At 51.4% G+C, this 18,720-nt stretch carries 16 protein-coding genes and 1 pseudogene; 8 read left to right on the forward strand and 9 right to left on the reverse strand.

Annotation, left to right across the window (positions count from 1 at the left end):
- The first annotated feature begins 1 nt into the window (after position 1).
- On the forward strand, positions 2-1,069 hold the full coding sequence (locus GBK04_RS14930) for an aminotransferase class I/II-fold pyridoxal phosphate-dependent enzyme (protein ID WP_152760990.1): 1,068 nt from the start codon (positions 2-4) through the stop codon (positions 1,067-1,069).
- Between the two features lie 44 nt (positions 1,070-1,113).
- On the opposite strand, the gene tatC is transcribed toward GBK04_RS14930, so the two are convergent.
- Both tatC and glyA read right to left on the reverse strand, forming a co-directional pair.
- Positions 1,114-2,013 carry a twin-arginine translocase subunit TatC gene (gene tatC, locus GBK04_RS14935; protein WP_152760992.1) on the reverse strand — a complete coding sequence of 300 codons (900 nt, stop codon included), beginning with the start codon at positions 2,011-2,013 and terminating at the stop codon, positions 1,114-1,116.
- A 146-nt stretch (positions 2,014-2,159) separates the two neighbouring features.
- Positions 2,160-3,448, reverse strand: a pseudogene (glyA, locus tag GBK04_RS14940) (serine hydroxymethyltransferase).
- A gap of 359 nt (positions 3,449-3,807) precedes the next feature.
- On the opposite strand from glyA, the gene nagB reads away from it, so the two are divergent.
- The gene (nagB, locus tag GBK04_RS14945; protein ID WP_152766121.1) at positions 3,808-5,757 is read left to right on the forward strand and encodes a glucosamine-6-phosphate deaminase; all 1,950 of its coding nucleotides are present in this window, start codon (positions 3,808-3,810) and stop codon (positions 5,755-5,757) included.
- A gap of 175 nt (positions 5,758-5,932) precedes the next feature.
- On the opposite strand, the gene GBK04_RS14950 is transcribed toward nagB, so the two are convergent.
- From GBK04_RS14950 to GBK04_RS14970, 5 genes are all read right to left on the reverse strand, one after another.
- A complete protein-coding gene (locus GBK04_RS14950; RefSeq protein WP_373330993.1) occupies positions 5,933-7,381 on the reverse strand; it encodes an ATP-binding protein in 1,449 nt (482 codons plus the stop codon).
- Between the two features lie 34 nt (positions 7,382-7,415).
- Positions 7,416-7,634, reverse strand: a complete 219-nt coding sequence (locus tag GBK04_RS14955; RefSeq protein WP_152760994.1) for a DUF433 domain-containing protein — start codon at positions 7,632-7,634, stop codon at positions 7,416-7,418.
- A gap of 114 nt (positions 7,635-7,748) precedes the next feature.
- Entirely contained in the window at positions 7,749-8,585 is an 837-nt protein-coding gene (locus tag GBK04_RS14960) for a fumarylacetoacetate hydrolase family protein (RefSeq protein WP_152760996.1), read from the reverse strand.
- Positions 8,586-8,697: 112 nt separating this feature from the next.
- Entirely contained in the window at positions 8,698-11,562 is a 2,865-nt protein-coding gene (gene uvrA / locus GBK04_RS14965; RefSeq protein ID WP_152760998.1) for an excinuclease ABC subunit UvrA, read from the reverse strand.
- Positions 11,563-11,742: 180 nt separating this feature from the next.
- Positions 11,743-12,456 carry an alpha/beta hydrolase gene (locus GBK04_RS14970; RefSeq protein WP_152761000.1) on the reverse strand — a complete coding sequence of 238 codons (714 nt, stop codon included), beginning with the start codon at positions 12,454-12,456 and terminating at the stop codon, positions 11,743-11,745.
- A 321-nt stretch (positions 12,457-12,777) separates the two neighbouring features.
- Here GBK04_RS14970 and rpmH point away from each other — a divergent pair, with 321 nt between their 5' ends.
- The 6 genes from rpmH to GBK04_RS15000 all read left to right on the forward strand — a co-directional run bounded on the left by rpmH (position 12,778) and on the right by GBK04_RS15000 (position 17,118).
- Positions 12,778-12,936: a 50S ribosomal protein L34 gene (gene rpmH / locus GBK04_RS14975; RefSeq protein WP_152761002.1), complete on the forward strand. Its 159-nt coding sequence runs from the start codon at positions 12,778-12,780 to the stop codon at positions 12,934-12,936.
- A gap of 81 nt (positions 12,937-13,017) precedes the next feature.
- On the forward strand, positions 13,018-13,467 hold the full coding sequence (locus GBK04_RS14980) for a ribonuclease P protein component (protein WP_152761004.1): 450 nt from the start codon (positions 13,018-13,020) through the stop codon (positions 13,465-13,467).
- A gap of 37 nt (positions 13,468-13,504) precedes the next feature.
- Positions 13,505-15,160: a S41 family peptidase gene (locus GBK04_RS14985; RefSeq protein WP_152761006.1), complete on the forward strand. Its 1,656-nt coding sequence runs from the start codon at positions 13,505-13,507 to the stop codon at positions 15,158-15,160.
- 48 nt (positions 15,161-15,208) lie between these two features.
- Complete coding sequence (tsaB, locus tag GBK04_RS14990; RefSeq protein ID WP_152761008.1) at positions 15,209-15,898, forward strand: tRNA (adenosine(37)-N6)-threonylcarbamoyltransferase complex dimerization subunit type 1 TsaB; 690 nt, start codon at positions 15,209-15,211, stop codon at positions 15,896-15,898.
- A gap of 64 nt (positions 15,899-15,962) precedes the next feature.
- Positions 15,963-16,475, forward strand: a complete 513-nt coding sequence (locus GBK04_RS14995; protein ID WP_152761010.1) for a DUF2480 family protein — start codon at positions 15,963-15,965, stop codon at positions 16,473-16,475.
- 169 nt (positions 16,476-16,644) lie between these two features.
- Positions 16,645-17,118: a DUF1440 domain-containing protein gene (locus GBK04_RS15000; protein ID WP_152761012.1), complete on the forward strand. Its 474-nt coding sequence runs from the start codon at positions 16,645-16,647 to the stop codon at positions 17,116-17,118.
- Between the two features lie 3 nt (positions 17,119-17,121).
- Here GBK04_RS15000 and rnhB read toward each other — a convergent pair whose 3' ends face one another.
- Together rnhB and GBK04_RS15010 are read right to left on the reverse strand one after the other, a co-directional pair.
- Complete coding sequence (rnhB, locus tag GBK04_RS15005) at positions 17,122-17,700, reverse strand: ribonuclease HII (RefSeq protein WP_152761014.1); 579 nt, start codon at positions 17,698-17,700, stop codon at positions 17,122-17,124.
- The gene (locus tag GBK04_RS15010) at positions 17,700-18,719 is read right to left on the reverse strand and encodes a vWA domain-containing protein (protein ID WP_152761016.1); all 1,020 of its coding nucleotides are present in this window, start codon (positions 18,717-18,719) and stop codon (positions 17,700-17,702) included. The genes rnhB and GBK04_RS15010 overlap by 1 nt, the downstream gene beginning before the upstream one ends.
- Position 18,720: the final 1 nt, after the last annotated feature.

Here is an 18,720-nt window from a genome sequence, read left to right on the forward strand (position 1 = left end):
TATGACAGAAACATTCCTTACGCATTCCCTACCTGACCGGACGGTCATCCTGGACGATGGACGTGAATTTCTGTGGTTTAGTGGCACGGACTACCTCGGTATGGGACATGACGAACAATTTCAGGCTTTTCTGATCGAAGGCATCCGAACCTACGGTACCCACTTCGGCAGTTCGCGCAACAATACCCTGCGGCTGGCAGTCTATGAGGAGGCCGAAGAGGCACTGGCGGCCTATGTCCAGGCTCCGGCTGCCCTGGCGGTTTCTTCCGGCATGTGGGCCGGGCAACTAGTAATGAAGGCCATGGAGAAGCTTTCGGCCCGCTTCCACTATGCACCCCGCGTACATCCCGCCTTATGGGGTAAGAACTACGTTCCTACGAACGGTACCTGGGCCGATTGGGTAGGGGATACCATCCGGCAAATAGAGGAAAGTGATACAGAAGAAACCCATGTGGTATGTACCGATTCCATTGGTTCGCCCTGGGTAGATGCCTATGACCTGACGTTATTGCACGGTTTGCCCGACAATCGACCTATCTGGCTTATCGTGGACGATTCGCATAGCCTTGGCGTACTGGGACTGGACGGACAGGGTATATTTTCGCAGCTACCTCAAACGAATACCATACGTTCCATCGTAACCTCTTCGCTGAACAAGGCTCTGGGCATACCGGGTGGAGTTATTTTTGGAAGTATGGGTACCATCGAGGAGTTGCGCCAGACGCCTTGGTTTGCGGGAAGTTCACCGGCGGCGCCGGCTTATTTCTATGCATTGCGGAGGAATCTTTCCGCCAAAGTCTACCAGAAAGCACACGGAGCACTTCTGGCTAACCTGGCTTATTTCTCAGAAAAAGTGCCGCCATCCGGCCTGTTTAGCTCAGTGGAGGCCTACCCGGCTTATTGCAGCCGCAGGGCTGATCTGTACTCGTTCTTGTATCAGGCGGGTATCCTGACTTCCTGTTTTGCCTATCCGCAGCCTACCGACGAACCCGTGACCCGGCTTGTGATAACAGCCCGCCACCAAAAGCAAGACCTCGACCGTTTGGCCGAGGTCTTGCTTCAATTCTGATCGGGTTACAGATACAGTAAGTACCTGATCTTCTATTCGATCACTTATTCATTTTCTGATTCGTTGCCGGGCGTTCCTGTCCTTTGTTCATAGGCTTTGGCCAGCCGTGCTTCTTCGCGGGCTTTGGCTTTCTGCACCCGTCCCGATACGATAATGCTGACCTCATAAAGCAGGGTCAAGGGCATGGCTACGAGGATCTGACTGTAGATATCAGCCGAAGGCGTTATGATCGCGGCCGCAATCAGGATCACGATTATTGCATGGCGTCGGTACTCGCGCATCAGCGAGGGCGTCAGAATGCCCACACGCGACAGTACAAACACGACAATCGGTAGCTGAAAAGCCAGCCCGCAGGCCAATGTCAGTGTCGCCACCATACCGATGTACGAACTAATGCTGAATTCATTGATGATCGATTCGTCGAGTTTGAAATTGGCCAGGAAGTTGAGGGCTAGCGGGGTAACGACGTAGTAGCCAAATAACACGCCTGAGAAAAAGAGGAAAGTCACGTAGAAAACCGCCCCACGCGCAGCGCGGCGCTCGTATTTTTTTAGACCCGGTCTGATAAAACGCCAGATTTCCCAGAAAGCGTAGGGAAATGCGAAGACCAAACCGACAATGACCGAAGAAGTGAGGGCCATCGAAAATTGCTCACCTACCCCCAGCGCCTGCAACTCAAAATCGATTTTATCAATACAAAGTCCATCGGCACCTACCGCTTTTCCCAACTTACACATCATTCGGTAGGTCCAGAAATCGGTCTTGGCGGGGGCTATTACGATATAGTGGTAGATTTCATTGACGTATATCCAGCCTAATATTGTGAAAACTAAAATAGCGCCTATGGCGCGGAGAATATTCCAGCGGAGCTCTTCGAGATGCTCCAGAAAACTCATTTCTACTCCTTCTTCTGATTCTTCTTCAAACTCCTGGTCTAATGCCATTGCAAGGGTATTCGGTTTCTTTAAAATTTTTGATCGGTGAAATTACGCACAAAAGCTAAAAAAGCAGCCGCTGTATATACGAACGACTGCCTTTTTTGTATCGAATCATAAAATGCTGTTAGCCAATGATCGTGAGCGAATGGCTTTTAACGATACAGAGGTACCTGCTCCATCCAGCGATTTACCTCCTGCTTCACAGCTGCTATTTTGGCCTCGTTATCATGGTTCATGAGTACTTCGTCGATCAGTTCCACGATGCGCGCCATATCGCTCTCTACCAGTCCACGGGTGGTCATGGCGGCGGTACCCACGCGCATACCCGAGGTCACCATGGGCGATTTGTCGTCGAAGGGTACCATGTTTTTATTGATGGTGATGTCGGCTTTGATCAGCGTGTTCTCAGCCAGTTTGCCGCTCAAATCCTTCGAACGCAGGTCAATCAGCATCAGGTGATTGTCCGTACCTCCCGAAATAATGGAATAGCCACGGTCGACAAAAGCCTTCGCCATGGCCTGGGCGTTTTCTTTCACCTGCACGGCGTAGTTATAGTATTCTTCGCTCAGGGCTTCCCCGAATGCGATGGCCTTGGCCGCAATGATATGCTCCAGCGGTCCGCCCTGCGTACCCGGAAACACGCCCGAATCCAGCAATGAGGACATCGTGCGCAGGTTTCCCTTTTGGGTAGTGATCCCGAACGGATTCTCGAAATCGTTGCGCAGCATGATCAGCCCCCCCGGGGCCCGCGCAAGGTTTTATGCGTAGTGGTGGTTACGATGTGGCAATGCTCCATCGGGTCGTTAAGCAGTCCCTTGGCGATCAGGCCCGCGGGGTGCGAAATATCGGCCATCAGCAGCGCCCCTATCTGGTCGGCAATGGCCCGCAGACGTACATAATCCCAGTCGCGGCTATAAGCCGAGGCACCGCAAATCAGCAGCTTGGGCCGTTCACGCACGGCGGTTTCCTCTACCTTGTCCCAGTCGATCAATCCACTATCAGGTTCTACGCCGTAGAAAACCGGCTGGAAGTACTTGCCCGAAATGTTCACGGGCGAACCGTGCGTCAGGTGACCGCCGTGCGCCAGATTGAAACCCATGATTTTGTCGCCCGGATTAAGGCAGGCCAGAAAAACCGCCGTGTTGGCCTGCGCGCCGGAATGCGGCTGTACGTTGGCCCAGGTAGCTCCGAACAACTCTTTCACCCGGTCGATGGCGATTTGCTCAATTTCGTCCACCACTTCGCAGCCCCCGTAGTAGCGCTTGCCGGGAAGGCCTTCCGCGTATTTGTTGGTCAGGACGCTTCCGGCGGCTTCCATCACCTGCTTGGACGTAAAGTTTTCGGAAGCGATCAGTTCGATACCCGATTCCTGACGGTGCAATTCCTGCTGAATGAGATCGAACACCTGCGTGTCACGGGCAATAGTCGTTAGGGTTGACATTTGTAGGTATTTATGAGATATGAATTATTAGAAAGGAGAATTCGTACCGCGGATAGAGGCCTTCGGGTACCCTATCGGGATAGTACTGAAATTTTGCCCCAAAAATAAGCCCAAAAAAGGACTAATGAAACGTGGTTCAGAATCTTTATTCCTCCGTCCTATTGATTATCTTAGCGTTATGACGCTTTTGGCGGAGCTCTAATGCCGCCGGATGCGACGTTTGATTCGTCAATATTTTAAAAAAAATTAATAATAAGCCGAATACCGTGTAATTTTGTAAAAAAAATAAACCCGATTCCTTTAACTCCTCATACCCTTACTTTATGGATCCCCAAACTCTAAGCCCGGAAGCAATCCTCATGCAGGCTGCCGACAACGAGTCAGTAGCGCATGGCACCGGGAGTATCGGACAGCCCATCACCTACGAAAAAATCCCGACCCACATCTATGCGGATTCCAAGGCGGCCTCAACGGCCGTTGCCCGTGAGATTGCCGATCTGATCCGGGAAAAGCAAAAGGAAAATAAGCCCTGCGTGCTGGGACTGGCCACGGGATCATCGCCCAAAACGGTGTATGCCGAACTGGTGCGGATGCACCGCGAGGAAGGGTTGAGCTTCCGGAATGTGGTTTCTTTCAATCTGGACGAATACTACCCGATGGAGCCGGATTCGATCTACAGCTATCACCGGTTCATGAAGGAGCAGTTGTTCGATCTGGTGGATATTCCTGAGGGAAACTACCTTCTCCCCGATGGTACCATTCCGGTTTCGCAAATTCAGGAGCATAGCCGTGCCTATGAGGCCAAGATTGCGGCCGCTGGTGGCCTCGATTTCCAGCTGTTGGGTATTGGGGGCAACGGGCACGTGGGCTTCAATGAACCCGGATCGCTCATTAACGCCCGTACCCGCCTCATCGCCCTCGACCACTCCACGCGGGCGGCAGCGGCCATGGAATTCGGTGGACTGGCTCAGGTACCCCGCAAAGCCATTACCCTGGGGATCGCACCCATCCTGAATGCCAAGCGGATCGTGCTGCTGGCCTGGGGCGAGCGCAAAGCCAGCGTGATCCGAGGGGCGGTGGAAGGTCCGGTGACCGAACGAAATCCGGCCTCTTACCTACAGGCGCACCCAAATGTTACCTTTGTCATCGACGAGCGGGCTGCCTCGGAACTGACCCGGATGAAAACTCCCTGGGCGGTAGATTCGGTGGTGTGGGACAATCAGATGATCAAGAAGGCGGTGACCTACCTTTCGCAGCATCTTGGCAAGCCAATCCTGAAACTCACGGACAAAGACTACAATGACAACGGGATGAGTGACCTACTGGCGCAGTCGGGGGCAGGTTATGAGATCAACATCGACATTTTCAATCAATTACAGCATACGATCACGGGCTGGCCGGGCGGAAAACCCAACGCCGACGACACCAACCGGCCCGAGCGGAAAGACCCTGCCCGCAAGAAAGTGATTATTTTCAGTCCCCACCCCGACGACGATATTATTTCCATGGGGGGTACCTTCCAGCGTTTGGTCGATCAGGGACACGAGGTACATGTAGCGTATCAGACCTCGGGCAATATTGCCGTAGCAGACGACGAAGCCCTGCGCTTTATTGATTTTGTGGTGGATTTCAACGAGCGCTTCTCGATTGCGAACACCACCATTACCAACAAAATTTTCCATGATGCGAAGGAATTCCTGAAAACCAAGAAAGACAGCGAGGTCGATACGCCGGAAGTGCGCCATGTGAAGGGCCTCATCCGCCGGGGCGAAGCCAAGGCTACTTGCCGCTTCGTGGGGGTACCCGATGCGCAGGTACATTTTCTGGACATGCCGTTCTACGAATCCGGTACCGTGCAGAAGAAACCCATTGGCGAAGAGGATATTCGGATTATCGAAAAACTGATTCAGGAAGTAAAGCCCGAGCAAATCTACGCCGCCGGCGATTTTGCCGATCCACATGGTACCCACAAGGTTTGCTGGGATGCCATCGAAGCCGCCATCGGGCGGTTGAAGCACAAGAATTTCATGAAGGATTGCTGGGTCTGGCTGTACCGCGGTGCCTGGGCCGAGTGGGATATTCACGAAATAGAAATGGCCGTGCCGATGAGTCCCGACCAGGTATTCAAGAAACGGATGGGAATTTTTAAGCACCAGTCCCAGAAAGACGGTGTAGTGTTCCAGGGCGACGATTCGCGGGAGTTCTGGCAGCGCGCCGAGGAACGCAATCAGGGTACTGCCCAACTGTACGACCAACTCGGCCTGGCCGAGTATGAGGCCATGGAAGCCTTTGTGCGGTGGCGGTTTTAGGAAAGGTCCAACCTACTAGGCAAGCGAACCGCCCCAATCAGGGCGGCTCGCTACGCTGCGGATTTAGTTTCCTTAAAATAGGCCGATCACATGACGATCACATAACACTTGGCTAATAACCAATTAGTTAGATTCTATATACATGGTAAGAATCACATGACCATCACATAAAGAACTAGGCCCAATAAGGTATATAGCTGGCATATTTCCTTGATTTATTGTCTGGATCATCTTCCTTAACTAATTCTGCTTCAATTGTATCTCGAATAATCCTTGATGCAATTGAATAATTATGATCCTCTATTTTAAACCTATCTCTTAGAGATTGGTTAGTCATTTTCTCATTGGAGACATATTTGAGACAGGCATGTTGATAACAAGCTCTGATTTTTTCCTTTTTATCTAAATCGTTCAGAGACTTATAACTGAATAAAGTAATCCTTGTTCGATTTTCAGAAACAATGATGTTGATTGGAGGAAGTTGGTATAACTCGTTATAAAATATCACTTTGTCTAATCCACTCCCTTTCTCCTCACAAAAGCCCAATCGTCTCATTAAATCTGCAAGCTTTTCATTTCTTGATATATAGGCATCAATAAATCTTTCTGGCGTCACAAGAGGTGTACCTGAGTTTGAAATTTCAATGCGATCTGTAAATATCTCAATCATCGGAAATCCTTTGACAGAAAAATCCTGATGTACTAATGCATTAGCAATGAGTTCACGAACAGCTATCTCTGGATACATCCGAGTATCTTTTCGAAGGGCCTTTCCAATCTCTTCATTGGCAGGTAGTTTACTATTAACCCAATCGACCAAACCTCCGAATCCCAAAGCGTATCCCCTTATTCCAGTTTGTTCTCTCTCGGTTTCTACTTTATTCTTTCCTTTGTATACAATTACTCTGATGGATTTCCTTTCCACATTTTCGAAGTCGCCCAAATTCTTAGCAAACAGAATGGCTGCAAGTTTGGTAATGGCATATCCTGATTTTCTTACTACTAATCCTTCTTCTACAAACTTATCAATAACTCCTTGCTGGTTAGAGGGGTAGGGGATTTGTAGTAAGTCGAAATATGCTTCTGTGCTAAGAAATTTTACTATGTCGGAAGAAGTTAGATTATCTTTTGCTATTTCCTTCTCAAAAGAAACTGTTTCTTTTCTCCAAATTTTAGCCTCTTTTTCTGGGAATTCGGTCAGTTTCCTAGTAATGGAACCTACTCGAATGTATGAAATATTCAAAAAATCAACGGGACGATTTCTAGTGGCTGGGATCACGTAGATTGAGATATGGATTTGCGCATCGTAATCAAATTCATAAACTATAAAATCAATTCTTGGGTTAAGGCGATTAGCTAACCAATGTTCTAGATCTTCACCTCCTTTTTTGTGAGATTTGGCTTTAAATGTAGTTCCCTTTACAACATGGGTTTTATCTTCTACTCCAAAAACTAGGTAACCAAATGGTTGATTATGAATGCAAGCACCATTTGACAAAGCTGAAAGCCTTTCTCCAATCTCCTCAGGAGAATGGAAATTGAGTTTGAATTCTACCCATTCACTTTCGTTAGGTTGTTTTACTAATTCTTCTATAAGCTCAATCAATTGGCCTCTGTTCATCATAAAGTTTTTCTACTTCAATATTTTAGCCGTGGCGTCAGGTGGAAACAACTCTGGATAGTTTGGTGGCATAGGCCAGGCACGCCAGAATGTCCTCTTCTTCGAGTGCCGGATAATCCGCCAGAATTTCCCCATGCGTACTACCCGCTGACAGCAAATCCAAAATCAATTCTACGGGATACCGCTTATTGCGAATGATGGGCTTGCCATGGCAAATTTTGGGATTTATAGTAATTCTGTCCAGTAGAACACTCATGGTATTGGGGAATAGCTACTTAACAAACATACGTAAATACTTGATAAAAAATGCAGTCAGACTTGTGTGGTGTCAGGGGGAAACACCTGACACCACACGTGGCAAGAGGATACCTCACGCTACCGTAGTCACGAGGGTACCTATGGGCTCGATGGTTATATAGATTTTATCGCCCGATTGCAGCGTAAACTCCGAAGGAGGAATGATACCCGTGCCCGTCATGAGGTAGGCACCTTGCGGAAAATCCAACTCCCGGAACAGGTACCCCAGCAATTCTTCGGGCTTGCGTTTCATTTGGTTGAGCTGCACCGTATTGCCAAATATTTCTTCACCACCGCGGATGATGGCGATGCTGATTTCGCTTTCGGGCGAAAGCGGCTCGGCCGGTACGTACAGGCAGGGGCCCAGGGCGGCACTGCCCCGGTACGATTTCGCCTGGGGTAGGTACAGCGGATTCTCGCCCTCGATGCTGCGCGAACTCATGTCGTTGCCGATGGTGTAGCCCACCAGTTTACCCGACGAAGTAGCAAACAGCGTCAGTTCGGGTTCGGGTACATCCCAGCCCGAATCCTTGCGGATGCGTACCTCGCCCGAATCGCCCACGACGCGCCAGGCGTTGGCTTTGAAGAATAATTCGGGGCGTTCGGCGGAATAGACGCGGTCGTAAAAACTACCGCCTCCGGCTTTCTCCGACTCCTCCATACGCGCCTCGCGGCTGCGGAAGTAGGTCACACCCGACGCCCACACCTCCTGCGTACCAATGGGCGCGACTACCTCGGGCATGGGCGAGCTATCGTTGAAAGGGAGCAAAAGCAAACTTTCGGTTTGGGTCACGAGCCAATCGTACAGATCGTCGCGGTTCACGACGGTATCCCAGTCGGATTCGTGGAGGCGATAGTATTGGTCTTCTTTTTCCAGCAGGATGCCGTGCAGCGTGCGGTAGAGTTTCATGGAAGGGGCTGTTTTTTGTTTTTTGTTTTTTAGGTCAAGCGATAAATCTGGTTTCTCTACTCATTATCGAAGATGCCACTTTGTGCCTTTGCTCCTTTGTCCCTCTGTACCTTTATAAACTAATCTTCCCCTTCAGATAATCCGCCGTGTGGTTTCCTTCCAGATGTACCATTTCTTCGGGGGTACCTGTAAAGGTGATGTAGCCGCCGCCATCGCCGCCGTCGGGACCCAGGTCGATGATCCAGTCGGCGCTTTTGATGACTTCCATGTTGTGTTCGATGATGATCACGCTATCGCCCTGATCGACCAGCGCGTTGATGGCCGCCAACAGTTTCTTGATATCATGAAAATGCAGTCCGGTGGTCGGTTCGTCGAAGATGAAGAGCGTTTTGCCTTTGTTGGAATTTCCTTTTCCCAGAAACGAAGCCAGCTTGACCCGCTGTGCCTCCCCGCCCGACAGCGTGTTGGACGACTGCCCCAGCGTCACATAGCCCAGCCCCACATCCTGCAAGGGTTGCAGCTTTTCGACCAGCCGGTCCTCGTTGCCTTTGAAAAAAGCGATAGCGTCGTCCACGGTCATATCCAGAATATCAGCCACGTCCTTATCATGGTATTTGACTTCCAGAATCTCCTGCTTGAACCGGCGGCCGTCGCAACCCTCGCAGGTGAGGTAAATATCGGCCATGAACTGCATCTCGATTTTGACCTGACCTTCGCCCTGGCACACTTCACAGCGACCGCCATCCACATTGAACGAAAAGTGCGAGGGCTTGTAACCCCGCGCTTTCGCCAAAGGTAAGTCGGCCATCATCTGACGAATGTAGTCATAGGCTTTAATATAGGTGACGGGATTGGAGCGCGATGACTTGCCAATCGGATTCTGGTCAATCATTTCTACGGCCTCCACGCGATCGAGGCTACCGCTCAGTTCGTCAAATTTACCCACGTCCTCGCCGTACTCGCCTTTGCTGCGCATCAGGGCGGGGTACAGCAGTTTACGCACCAGCGTCGATTTGCCCGAACCGCTCACGCCCGTCACCACAGTCAGGGTACCCAGGGGAAATTTGACCTGTACGTCTTTGAGATTATTTTCCCGTGCGCCTTTGATTTCCAGAAAATGCGTGAATTTCCGACGAAAGGTGGGTACCGGAATAGAATCGTCGCCCAGCAGGAAATCCAGCGTGTAGGAATGGGCGCTGGTCGTTTCCCGGGCGGCTTCTCCGTACGCTTTGATGGTGTCCCAGTCGCCCTGAAAAACCAATTGCCCGCCGCCCGTGCCCGCTTCGGGCCCAATGTCGATGATCTGATCGGCGGCGTGCATCACCTCTTCCTCATGCTCGACCACAATGACCGTATTGCCCAGGTCGCGCAGCGATTCGAGTACACCCACCAGCCGCTGCGTGTCGCGGGGGTGCAGACCGATGCTGGGCTCGTCCAGAATGTACATGGAACCCACCAGCGCGCTCCCGAGCGAGGTGGCCAGTTTGATCCGTTGGAATTCACCACCCGACAGCGAATTGGTCAGGCGATTGAGCGTAAGGTACCCCAAGCCTACCCGTACCATGTATTCCAGGCGGTTATTGATTTCGGTCAGGATGCGCCGGGCAATCTGTTGGTCGTTCTCGTCGAGTTCAAGGTTTTTGAAAAAATCCAGCGCATCGTTAATGGATTGCAATACCAGATCCGTTATGGAAGCGCCGCCGATTTTTACGTAGGCGGCATCTTTCCGCAGCCGCGAGCCCCGGCAGTCGGGACAAGTCGTGCGGCCCCGGTACCGCGAGAGCATCACGCGGTACTGAATTTTATGCGTTTGCCTTTCGACTTCCTGGAAAAAAGCATCCAGGCCGCGGAAGTAGCTGTTGCCGGTCCAGAGCAGGTCTTTTTCCGCTTTACTCAAATCCTTATACGGACGGTGAATCGGAAAATCGAAGCGGATGCCGTTGCGCAGGAGTGGCTTGAGCCATTCGCTCATTTTCTCCGTTCGCCAGGGAGCTACGGCTCCCTCGAACACCGAAAGGCTTTTATCGGGAATCACCAGGTCGGGATCGATGCCCAGTACCTTGCCGAAGCCCTCGCACCGCTTGCAGGCTCCGTAGGGATTGTTGAAACTGAACAGATTGACGCTCGGCTCCTCGAATAGAATGCCATCCAGCTCAAATTTATCCGAAAATACCCGCTTCTCGCCACCCACAATTTCGACGGTACAGGTACCTTCGCCTTCGAAAAACGCCGTCTGCACCGAATCGGAAAGGCGGTATTGCGTGTCTTCGTCGTCGTGCTGCACGGCGGCGCGGTCGATGAGGATGAACAATTCCTCGGCCTCGGAAATCTCGGCGAGTGCTTCGCTTTCGAGTACTTCTTCGATGAATTGGGTTTCACCGCCGCGCACAATGCGGTTGTAGCCCTTGGAAAGCAGAATATTGAGTTCCTCCGGCAAGGTACGTCCCGGCCGCACCAGCAGCGGCGCCATGATGTACACCCGGGTACCTTCGTCGTGCGAAAGTATGTAATCCACTACATCGGTGACGGTATCCTTGCGCACGATCTCACCCGACACAGGCGAGTAGGTGATGCCGATACGGGCGAAGAGCAGTTTGAGATAATCGTAAATTTCGGTACTGGTACCTACCGTCGAGCGCGGGTTACGGGTGTTGACCTTCTGCTCGATGGCAATGGCAGGCGACACGCCCCGGATGTACTCCACCTCGGGTTTTTCCATGCGGCCCAGAAACTGCCGGGCGTAGCTGCTCAGGCTCTCGACGTACATGCGCTGCCCCTCCGCAAAAAGCGTATCGAAGGCCAGCGACGATTTGCCGGAGCCGGAAAGCCCCGTGACCACCACCAGTTTGTTGCGGGGAATGGCTACGTCGATATTTTTAAGGTTGTGGACCCGCGCGCCTTTGATCAGGATATAGCGGCGGGGATCGAGGTCTTCAAAAGGAATTTCTTCGGTAGAAACTTCGGGTTGGTTTGTCATGCGTTGACTGCTTTGCCGGGCTTGGGTTAAGGATGGCCGCGCCGCGCAGGCCTATCCTGACTTTAACCCAAAAAATGTTCCTTTAGTTTGCCCGAGGCAGAAGGAAAATAAGGGGTTTGGAGCTTTTCGGCGTGCAGTCAGGGGTTTCCGCCTGACTGCACTTTAAGGAGGTACCTAATCCTAGTGAGAGACGCAGAGTAGCTTCTTGATTAGTTGCGTCGTTTGGGGGTGGGTTAAAATGGTTTCGTGGGTTGATCCTGTTATGGCTAGAAACGTATCGTTGGAATCTAACAAGGATTTTAATTTGTAAGCAGTACTGTTTGGGTTGTCTGTACTGACGACGACAACGGGACTTGGCGCTTTTTGTACATCTTCCTGGGTGGGAAAGACAAAACCGTTCACCGAGGGGAATGGGTAGTATAGAAAATCCGTAAATCGGTCGCTAAAGTCACCACCGGCAGAAGCCGGATCGATCAGAATGGTGAATTTGGGTCGGTTGGTAGAAGCCAGATGAGCCGCCACCCGGCCACCTAATGAATAGCCACAAACGATAATATTGGATTCTCGATAGCGACGCTTCAAAGAGTCATAAACCGTTTGGGCATCGCTGTAGAAATTGGTCAGACTGATGTTTCCTTTGCTTTTTCCATGTTGCCGATAATCGGTCACTAGCACGTCATAACCGAATTGAAGAAAGGTAGGAGCTATGCCTCCCCAATTGGCTAAGGTACCCCCGTTGCCTTTCCAGAAGCAAACCACTCCTTTTGATTTGGATGCCTTGAAAAGCAAGGTATTCAGCCTCCCGGCTCGTGGCGTTTGAATGTTCAGTTCTTCGGTTTCTTGGGGAAAATTGTATTTGAAATCACTCGGTAACGATGTTGACCGATACCGCATGGTCTGCTGGTCCTTGGTAGCATAAAGAAACAGGTAAACGCCTACATAGCACAGCAGGGTCACTGAAAGCCCTATCCAAAGCCACAAGGACTTTATACTTTTTCCGGACACTCTATCAAGAATTAAATGAAGTCAAAACTAAGGCGTTTGCGGGCAGGTGCTGAATTAATAAAAGTTAAATTTGCCGTTCTGATATTTCTGTGTTAGTAAGTACCCCAGAAATATCACGTTCCGTTTGGCATCCTTTTCAAAAATTCCTTACCTTTGCCAACCCAAATCGTGAACCGACGAAATTTTTAGAGCTATAATTTTGATACTGAGATGAAACGTACCTACCAACCTTCCAAGCGCAAGCGCCGCAACAAGCACGGATTCATGGATCGCATGTCTACGGCCAACGGTCGGAATGTGATCAAGCGTCGCCGGGCCAAGGGCCGCTGGAAACTGACTGTGTCCGACGAGAAGCGTCACAAGCAGTAATACAACTTTGGTAAGTCGGCAGGCTGGCGTGGTTGGATCGCTTGGGGCATATTGTTCACAAGCTTTTTTACTACCAGAAGTTTGAAGCAGACTTTCAAAAAAGACGAAAAATTGCGAAGCCGGTCGATAATCGACCGGCTTTTTAAGCGTGGTAGCAAGGAAGTCCAGACCTTCTACCTCTTCCCATTCCGGGTACTGTACTTTGAAGGGACGTCTGAAGCCCGACACTCGACGTTCGATGATTCGATATTGTCAGAGACCTCAGACACCTACCAAGGGGTACCTTCTCCACTGCCGCAGGTACTCTTCTCCGTTTCCAAGCGTAACTTCAAGCGCGCCGTAGACCGCAACCTTATCCGCCGCCGCTGCCGCGAAGCGTATCGTCTGCACAAGCCGATCCTCTTGCAGAATCCTGAGGTACCTTACCCGACCTCCATCGCTTTTTTGTATCTTGCAAAAGAAATAAGTACTTACGACGTTATTGAGAAAGCCATGATTAAGGTATTGCGCCAAATGGCCAAACCCAACTAGCCGTCAGCTTATAGCTTCCCCATCAACCTACTGTTTTATGAAAAAGCACCTACGTTCTTTTTGGCTTGCCGTTCCGGTGGTGGCGGGTCTCGCCTTCATCTCTTTCAAGCAGGACGACCGCTTGTTCGAGATTGCCCGCAACCTCGACATCTATGCCACGCTCTTCAAGGAACTCAACGCTTATTATGTCGATGAGGTGAATCCTAATAAGCTTATCAAAACCAGCATCGATGGCATGTTGAAAAACCTCGATCCCTACACGGTGTACTACGCCGAGGACGACATTGAGGATTACATGACCATGACCACCGGCAAGTATAACGGCATCGGGGCGCTGGTGAGTTCGTTGGAAAATAAGCACATCATTATGATGGTTTACGAGGATACACCCGCTCAGAAAGCAGGATTGCAACTCGGCGACGAAATCCTAAAAATCGATGGCATCGACCTTTCGACCCTTGATGATTCTGATCCCGGTAAGCTTTTGCGCGGCCAGACTAACTCGACCGTCAAGCTGACGATCAAACGCTACGGCGCTCCGAAACCTTTGGAAATTCCTGTGAGTCGTGATGTGGTGAAGGTAACTAACGTACCCTACTACGGTATGATCAACGATGAAGTCGGGTACATCGATTTGAAAGACTTCACGGCTACCGCTTCGCGCGAAGTGCGCAATGCCTTCCAGGAATTGAAAGGTAAGGGAATGAAAAAACTGGTACTGGATGTGCGCGAGAATCCGGGTGGCTTGCTGAACATGGCCATTGAAATTTCCAACGTGTTCATTCCCAAAGGAGAAGAAATCGTTTCGACCAAAGGAAAAGTGACCGAATGGAATAAAACCTATGAGGCGTATAATCCGGCGCTGGATACCGAGATTCCCGTAGTGGTACTGGCCAACAACCACAGTGCCTCGGCGGCGGAAATTGTGGCGGGCGTGATTCAGGATTACGACCGGGGCGTGCTGATCGGGCAACGTACCTATGGGAAAGGGCTGGTACAGACCACCCGCGATCTTTCGTACAATACCAAAATGAAAATCACCACGGCCAAGTACTACATTCCGAGTGGCCGTTGCATCCAGGCGATTGATTACAGCCACCGCAACGAGGACGGCAGCGTGGGTAAGGTACCTGATTCGCTGCAGACGGCTTTTACAACCCGTGCGGGTCGCGTGGTGTACGATGGAGGCGGGGTACTTCCCGACATCCTGACTGAAAAGGAAACCTACTCGCCACTGGCCATGTCGCTGGCGCGCAAACGGTTGCTCTTTGACTACGCCGTAAAGTACCATGCCGAACACGCGACCATCAAGCCCGCTCGGGAGTTTGCCGTGACCGATGCCGAGTACCAGGATTTTGTCAAGTGGTTGGGTGACAAGGAGTATGGCTACACGACGCAGGTGGAAAAAGACCTGAACGAGCTGGAAGCGTCAGCCAAAAAGGAAAAATCCATCGGTACCATCGAGGATCAGTTGAAGGCCTTGAAAACCAAACTTTCGCATAGTAAAGACAACGACCTGCAAATCCATAAAGACGAAATAAAAGCCCTTTTGCAGGAAGAAATCGTCAAGCACTACTACCTGGAAAAAGGCATGAAGGAAGCCTCGTTCAACAACGATCCCGAAATGAAGGCCGCTCTGGCGCTTTACAAAGACATGGACCGCTACAACGAGTTGCTGAAAGCGAAAAAATAAAATATCTTCAAAAGCCATTGGCTGATAGCTGATGGCCAATGGCCTTTCATGCTCATTCTCAGTATCGACACTTCAACGCGCGGCTGTTCGGTGGCGGTGCACGCCGACGGACAGCTCGCGGCTTCCTACGATCTGCTCACGGACCGTTCCTCTTCGTCCATGCTTACTACATTGATGAAGAACGCCGTAGAGCATGCCGGGTACGCCCTGACTGACCTCGACGCGGTGGCTGTGGCCAAAGGTCCCGGTTCGTACACGGGCTTACGCGTGAGCGTTTCCACCGCCAAAGGATTGTGCTACGCATTGGACAAAACGCTGATTGCGATCGAAACGCTGGCCGCCATGACGGCCCAAATCACCGCGTATTATCCGCAGGGGTACCTTTTCTGCCCCATGATCGACGCCCGGCGCATGGAGGTTTTTGCGGCCGTGTACGATACCTATCTTGAAACTGTACAGCCTACCCGGGCCGTCATTCTGGATGAAAACTCGTTTGCGGACCTATTGCAGGAATCTCCCGTCGTGTTTTTTGGGGATGGTGCCGCCAAATCCCGCCCGCTGTTAGGTACCCATCCCAACGCCCATTTTCCCAACCAACTGATCGAACCTTCGGCCCGTACCGTAGGAATGCTGGCTTCAAAAGCCTACGCCGCCGGACGGTTTGAGGATCTGGCTTCCTTCGAGCCGTACTACCTCAAGGATTTTATGGGAACTACCCCGAGGAAAAAGGTGGTTTAGAGTACAAAGGTCAAAAAGTGAATAGCGCCGTGGCTACCGCTCCGACCCCCAATCAGTATTTCTCATGGAAAATGAAATTATCAATAAAGTAGCCAACAGCAGCCTGGTTTCGCTCGATCTGGAAGAGTACTACCATCCTGGCGAGCGGGTAGTGTACGATCTAAAAGACAACCTGTTTCAGGGCCTGATTCTGCGCGAAAAGGACTTTCGGGAATTCCTGAAAAACCACGATTGGAGTACCTATCAGGATAAGAACGTGGCTATTATCTGTAGCGAAGATGCCATCGTACCTACTTGGGCGTATATGCTACTTGCCATCAAACTGGAACCCCATGCGCACGCGATAGTATTTGGCGATCTGACGGCACTGGAAAATAAGCTATTCTATGACGCAATCAGTCGGATTAATATAGAGAATTTCCGGGATGCGCGGGTGGTGGTGAAAGGATGCAGCAAACATCCCGTACCTACCTCGGCCTACGTGGAAATCACCCGTCTGCTGAAACCCGTGGTGCAGAGCCTGATGTTCGGTGAGCCGTGTAGTACCGTACCCCTCTACAAGCGACCACGGGCATAGGAATTCCTGTCTAGTGTTCCGAGTTGTTTGGTTTCGAATACCAGGAAACTCTGAACTCCAAACCAAGAACTGCCGCAATGGAATTGCCACAATTCCATTGCGGCACGCTTTTTTGAAGTTGGTATGAAATTTGAAACACAATGTCAGACAACTTTCAAAAGCATTACTCATGAATCAAAATATCTGGAAAGGTATTCTGGCGGGCGCCGTGGCCGGACTGGTAGGTACCGCCATCAAAACGGTGTGGGAGGAAGTACTCCCCGCCCGTCCTGCCAACCGGGATTCACCCCCCGTAGTACTCGCGGACCGCGTTAAGGAGGAAGCAGTGGGGGAGGATCTTACCAAAGCTGAAAAACCGGTCGTAGAGCAATCCATACATTGGGTCTTCGGTACGGGTATCGGCGCTTTGTATGGCGGTGCCATCGAGGTACTTCCCCAAGCTCAGAAAGGATTGGGAAGTATGTTGGGTACCGCCCTGTACGGCGTCACGCATGGCTCGGTGCTACCGATGATGAATACCGAACCCTGGCCATTGAAGCAGCCCCTGAAATTCGCCACCAGCGAATTTGCCGGCCATCTCATATACGGAGTAGTGGTTGAATTCACGCGGCGTCAGGTACGCGGTTGGCTGGATACGAAATAATAGCTAATAGCTCAGGCGGAAGGTCCGGCGGTGGTGAACCGTCGGACCTTTTTCGTTGAGGGCCCGCCGGTGATGGATGGTGGGGTACCCTACGTTGGTATCCCAACCATAGTGGGGAAATTCTTCGGCAAGCTGCGCCATCAGATCATCGCGATAGGTTTTGGCCAGTACCGAAGCAGCGGCAATCGAAAGAAAAAGCGAATCGCCCTTGGTAACGCAGGTATGCGGTAAGGTAGGGTAGGGTACAAAGCGATTTCCGTCTATCAGTAAGTGTTCCGGTTCAAGAGGCAAGGTAGCTACCGCTCGGTGCATGGCCAGGAAACTGGCTTGCAGAATATTGATCTCGTCGATTTCGGTGCACGAAGCTTCCGCGATCGACCACGCCAGGGCATCCCGTTCGATCTCGATTTTCAATTGATTACGCTGGTCTCTGGTCAACTGCTTCGAATCGGTCAGCAGGGAGTGAGTGTAATCAGGGGGCAGGATCACCGCGGCCGCCACGACTGGCCCCGCCAGGCAGCCCCGGCCCACCTCGTCGAGGCCCGCTTCAATGACGCCCTTGGTATGGTAGGATTTCAGCATCAGTCTTCCAGAATATTGCTCATAAAAGTACTCTTGGTCGCTAAGGCCATGAGCAGCAGTGTTATGGCCCAGTAGAGATACACCCGGTAGTAGTCCTTCACCTCCCGGGAGGTGACATTCCTAAACTTTACTTTTTCGAGGGTATTGATCTGGCCAAATACATTGCCCAGCGTGTTGTTATCGCCCGCCCGAAAATACTTTCCGTCGGCCGCAGCGGCAATGTTCTGTAATTCGCTCTCATCCACCTGGGCCGCAGCGACATTCAACGTATCTTTTTTGACTTGTGGCCGGGTACTACCCACAGCAATGGTATAAATGCGCACGCCGAAAGCCTTGGCCAGGCGGGCGGCCGTGATTGGGTCCAGGTTGCCCGAGGTATTGTCGCCGTCGCTAATCAGAATAGCTACCTTGCTTTGACTTTTCGAATCGCGCATCCGGTTCACGCCAACGGCCAGCGCACTGCCGATGGCGGTACCCGCCGTGCGGATCATATCCGGCCGGATATCGTTTAGAAAGCCATACAGCAGGTTGTAATCCGTCGTGAGCGGACATAGAGAATAGGCTTCACCTGCGAATATGATAATCCCGATGCGGTCCTGCAAACGCCCTCTGATAAAGTTCCGTGCCACCCGCTTGGCCGCTGTGAGGCGATCGGGGGCCAAGTCTCTTTCGAGCATGGAGTCGGACACGTCCAGCAGTAGCATGATGTCGATTCCCTCAGAAAATCGGTCAGTACGGGCATTGACGATCTGAGGACGGGCCAGGGCCATCAGGATGCACATCAGCGCCAGGCCGGCACAGACGGGCTGCACGTAGCGCAGTCGGGTGGGCCATCCGCTTCCGATTTTTGTAGCCTCGTAGGGAATAACCAGAAATTGCCGGGCCTTCCGGTGGAAAGCATTCCTGAGCCAGAATGCAATCAGAATGGCAGGAATGGCATACAAAAAAGAGGGATGCGCCCACTGAAAGGCCCGTAAGGCATCCCATCCGAACCAGTGCAACGAAAACCATTCATCCATA

This window comes from Salmonirosea aquatica, from assembly GCF_009296315.1.
GTDB classification, from domain to species: Bacteria; Bacteroidota; Bacteroidia; order Cytophagales; family Spirosomataceae; genus Salmonirosea; species Salmonirosea aquatica.

Excerpts from the sequence above, each read along its gene's own strand:
- GBK04_RS14970 (WP_152761000.1), bottom strand. The coding sequence starts at position 12,456 with ATGCGGTATCGGTCAACATCGTTACCGAGTGATTTCAAATACAATTTT.
- GBK04_RS14995 (WP_152761010.1), top strand. The coding sequence starts at position 15,963 with ATGGAAAATGAAATTATCAATAAAGTAGCCAACAGCAGCCTGGTTTCG.
- rpmH (WP_152761002.1), top strand. The coding sequence starts at position 12,778 with ATGAAACGTACCTACCAACCTTCCAAGCGCAAGCGCCGCAACAAGCAC.
- tsaB (WP_152761008.1), top strand. The coding sequence starts at position 15,209 with ATGCTCATTCTCAGTATCGACACTTCAACGCGCGGCTGTTCGGTGGCG.
- tatC (WP_152760992.1), bottom strand. The coding sequence starts at position 2,013 with ATGGCATTAGACCAGGAGTTTGAAGAAGAATCAGAAGAAGGAGTAGAA.
- nagB (WP_152766121.1), top strand. The coding sequence starts at position 3,808 with ATGCAGGCTGCCGACAACGAGTCAGTAGCGCATGGCACCGGGAGTATC.
- GBK04_RS14955 (WP_152760994.1), bottom strand. The coding sequence starts at position 7,634 with ATGAGTGTTCTACTGGACAGAATTACTATAAATCCCAAAATTTGCCAT.
- GBK04_RS15010 (WP_152761016.1), bottom strand. The coding sequence starts at position 18,719 with ATGGATGAATGGTTTTCGTTGCACTGGTTCGGATGGGATGCCTTACGG.
- GBK04_RS14985 (WP_152761006.1), top strand. The coding sequence starts at position 13,505 with ATGAAAAAGCACCTACGTTCTTTTTGGCTTGCCGTTCCGGTGGTGGCG.
- GBK04_RS14930 (WP_152760990.1), top strand. The coding sequence starts at position 2 with ATGACAGAAACATTCCTTACGCATTCCCTACCTGACCGGACGGTCATC.
- GBK04_RS15000 (WP_152761012.1), top strand. The coding sequence starts at position 16,645 with ATGAATCAAAATATCTGGAAAGGTATTCTGGCGGGCGCCGTGGCCGGA.
- uvrA (WP_152760998.1), bottom strand. The coding sequence starts at position 11,562 with ATGACAAACCAACCCGAAGTTTCTACCGAAGAAATTCCTTTTGAAGAC.
- rnhB (WP_152761014.1), bottom strand. The coding sequence starts at position 17,700 with ATGCTGAAATCCTACCATACCAAGGGCGTCATTGAAGCGGGCCTCGAC.
- GBK04_RS14960 (WP_152760996.1), bottom strand. The coding sequence starts at position 8,585 with ATGAAACTCTACCGCACGCTGCACGGCATCCTGCTGGAAAAAGAAGAC.
- GBK04_RS14950 (WP_373330993.1), bottom strand. The coding sequence starts at position 7,381 with ATGATGAACAGAGGCCAATTGATTGAGCTTATAGAAGAATTAGTAAAA.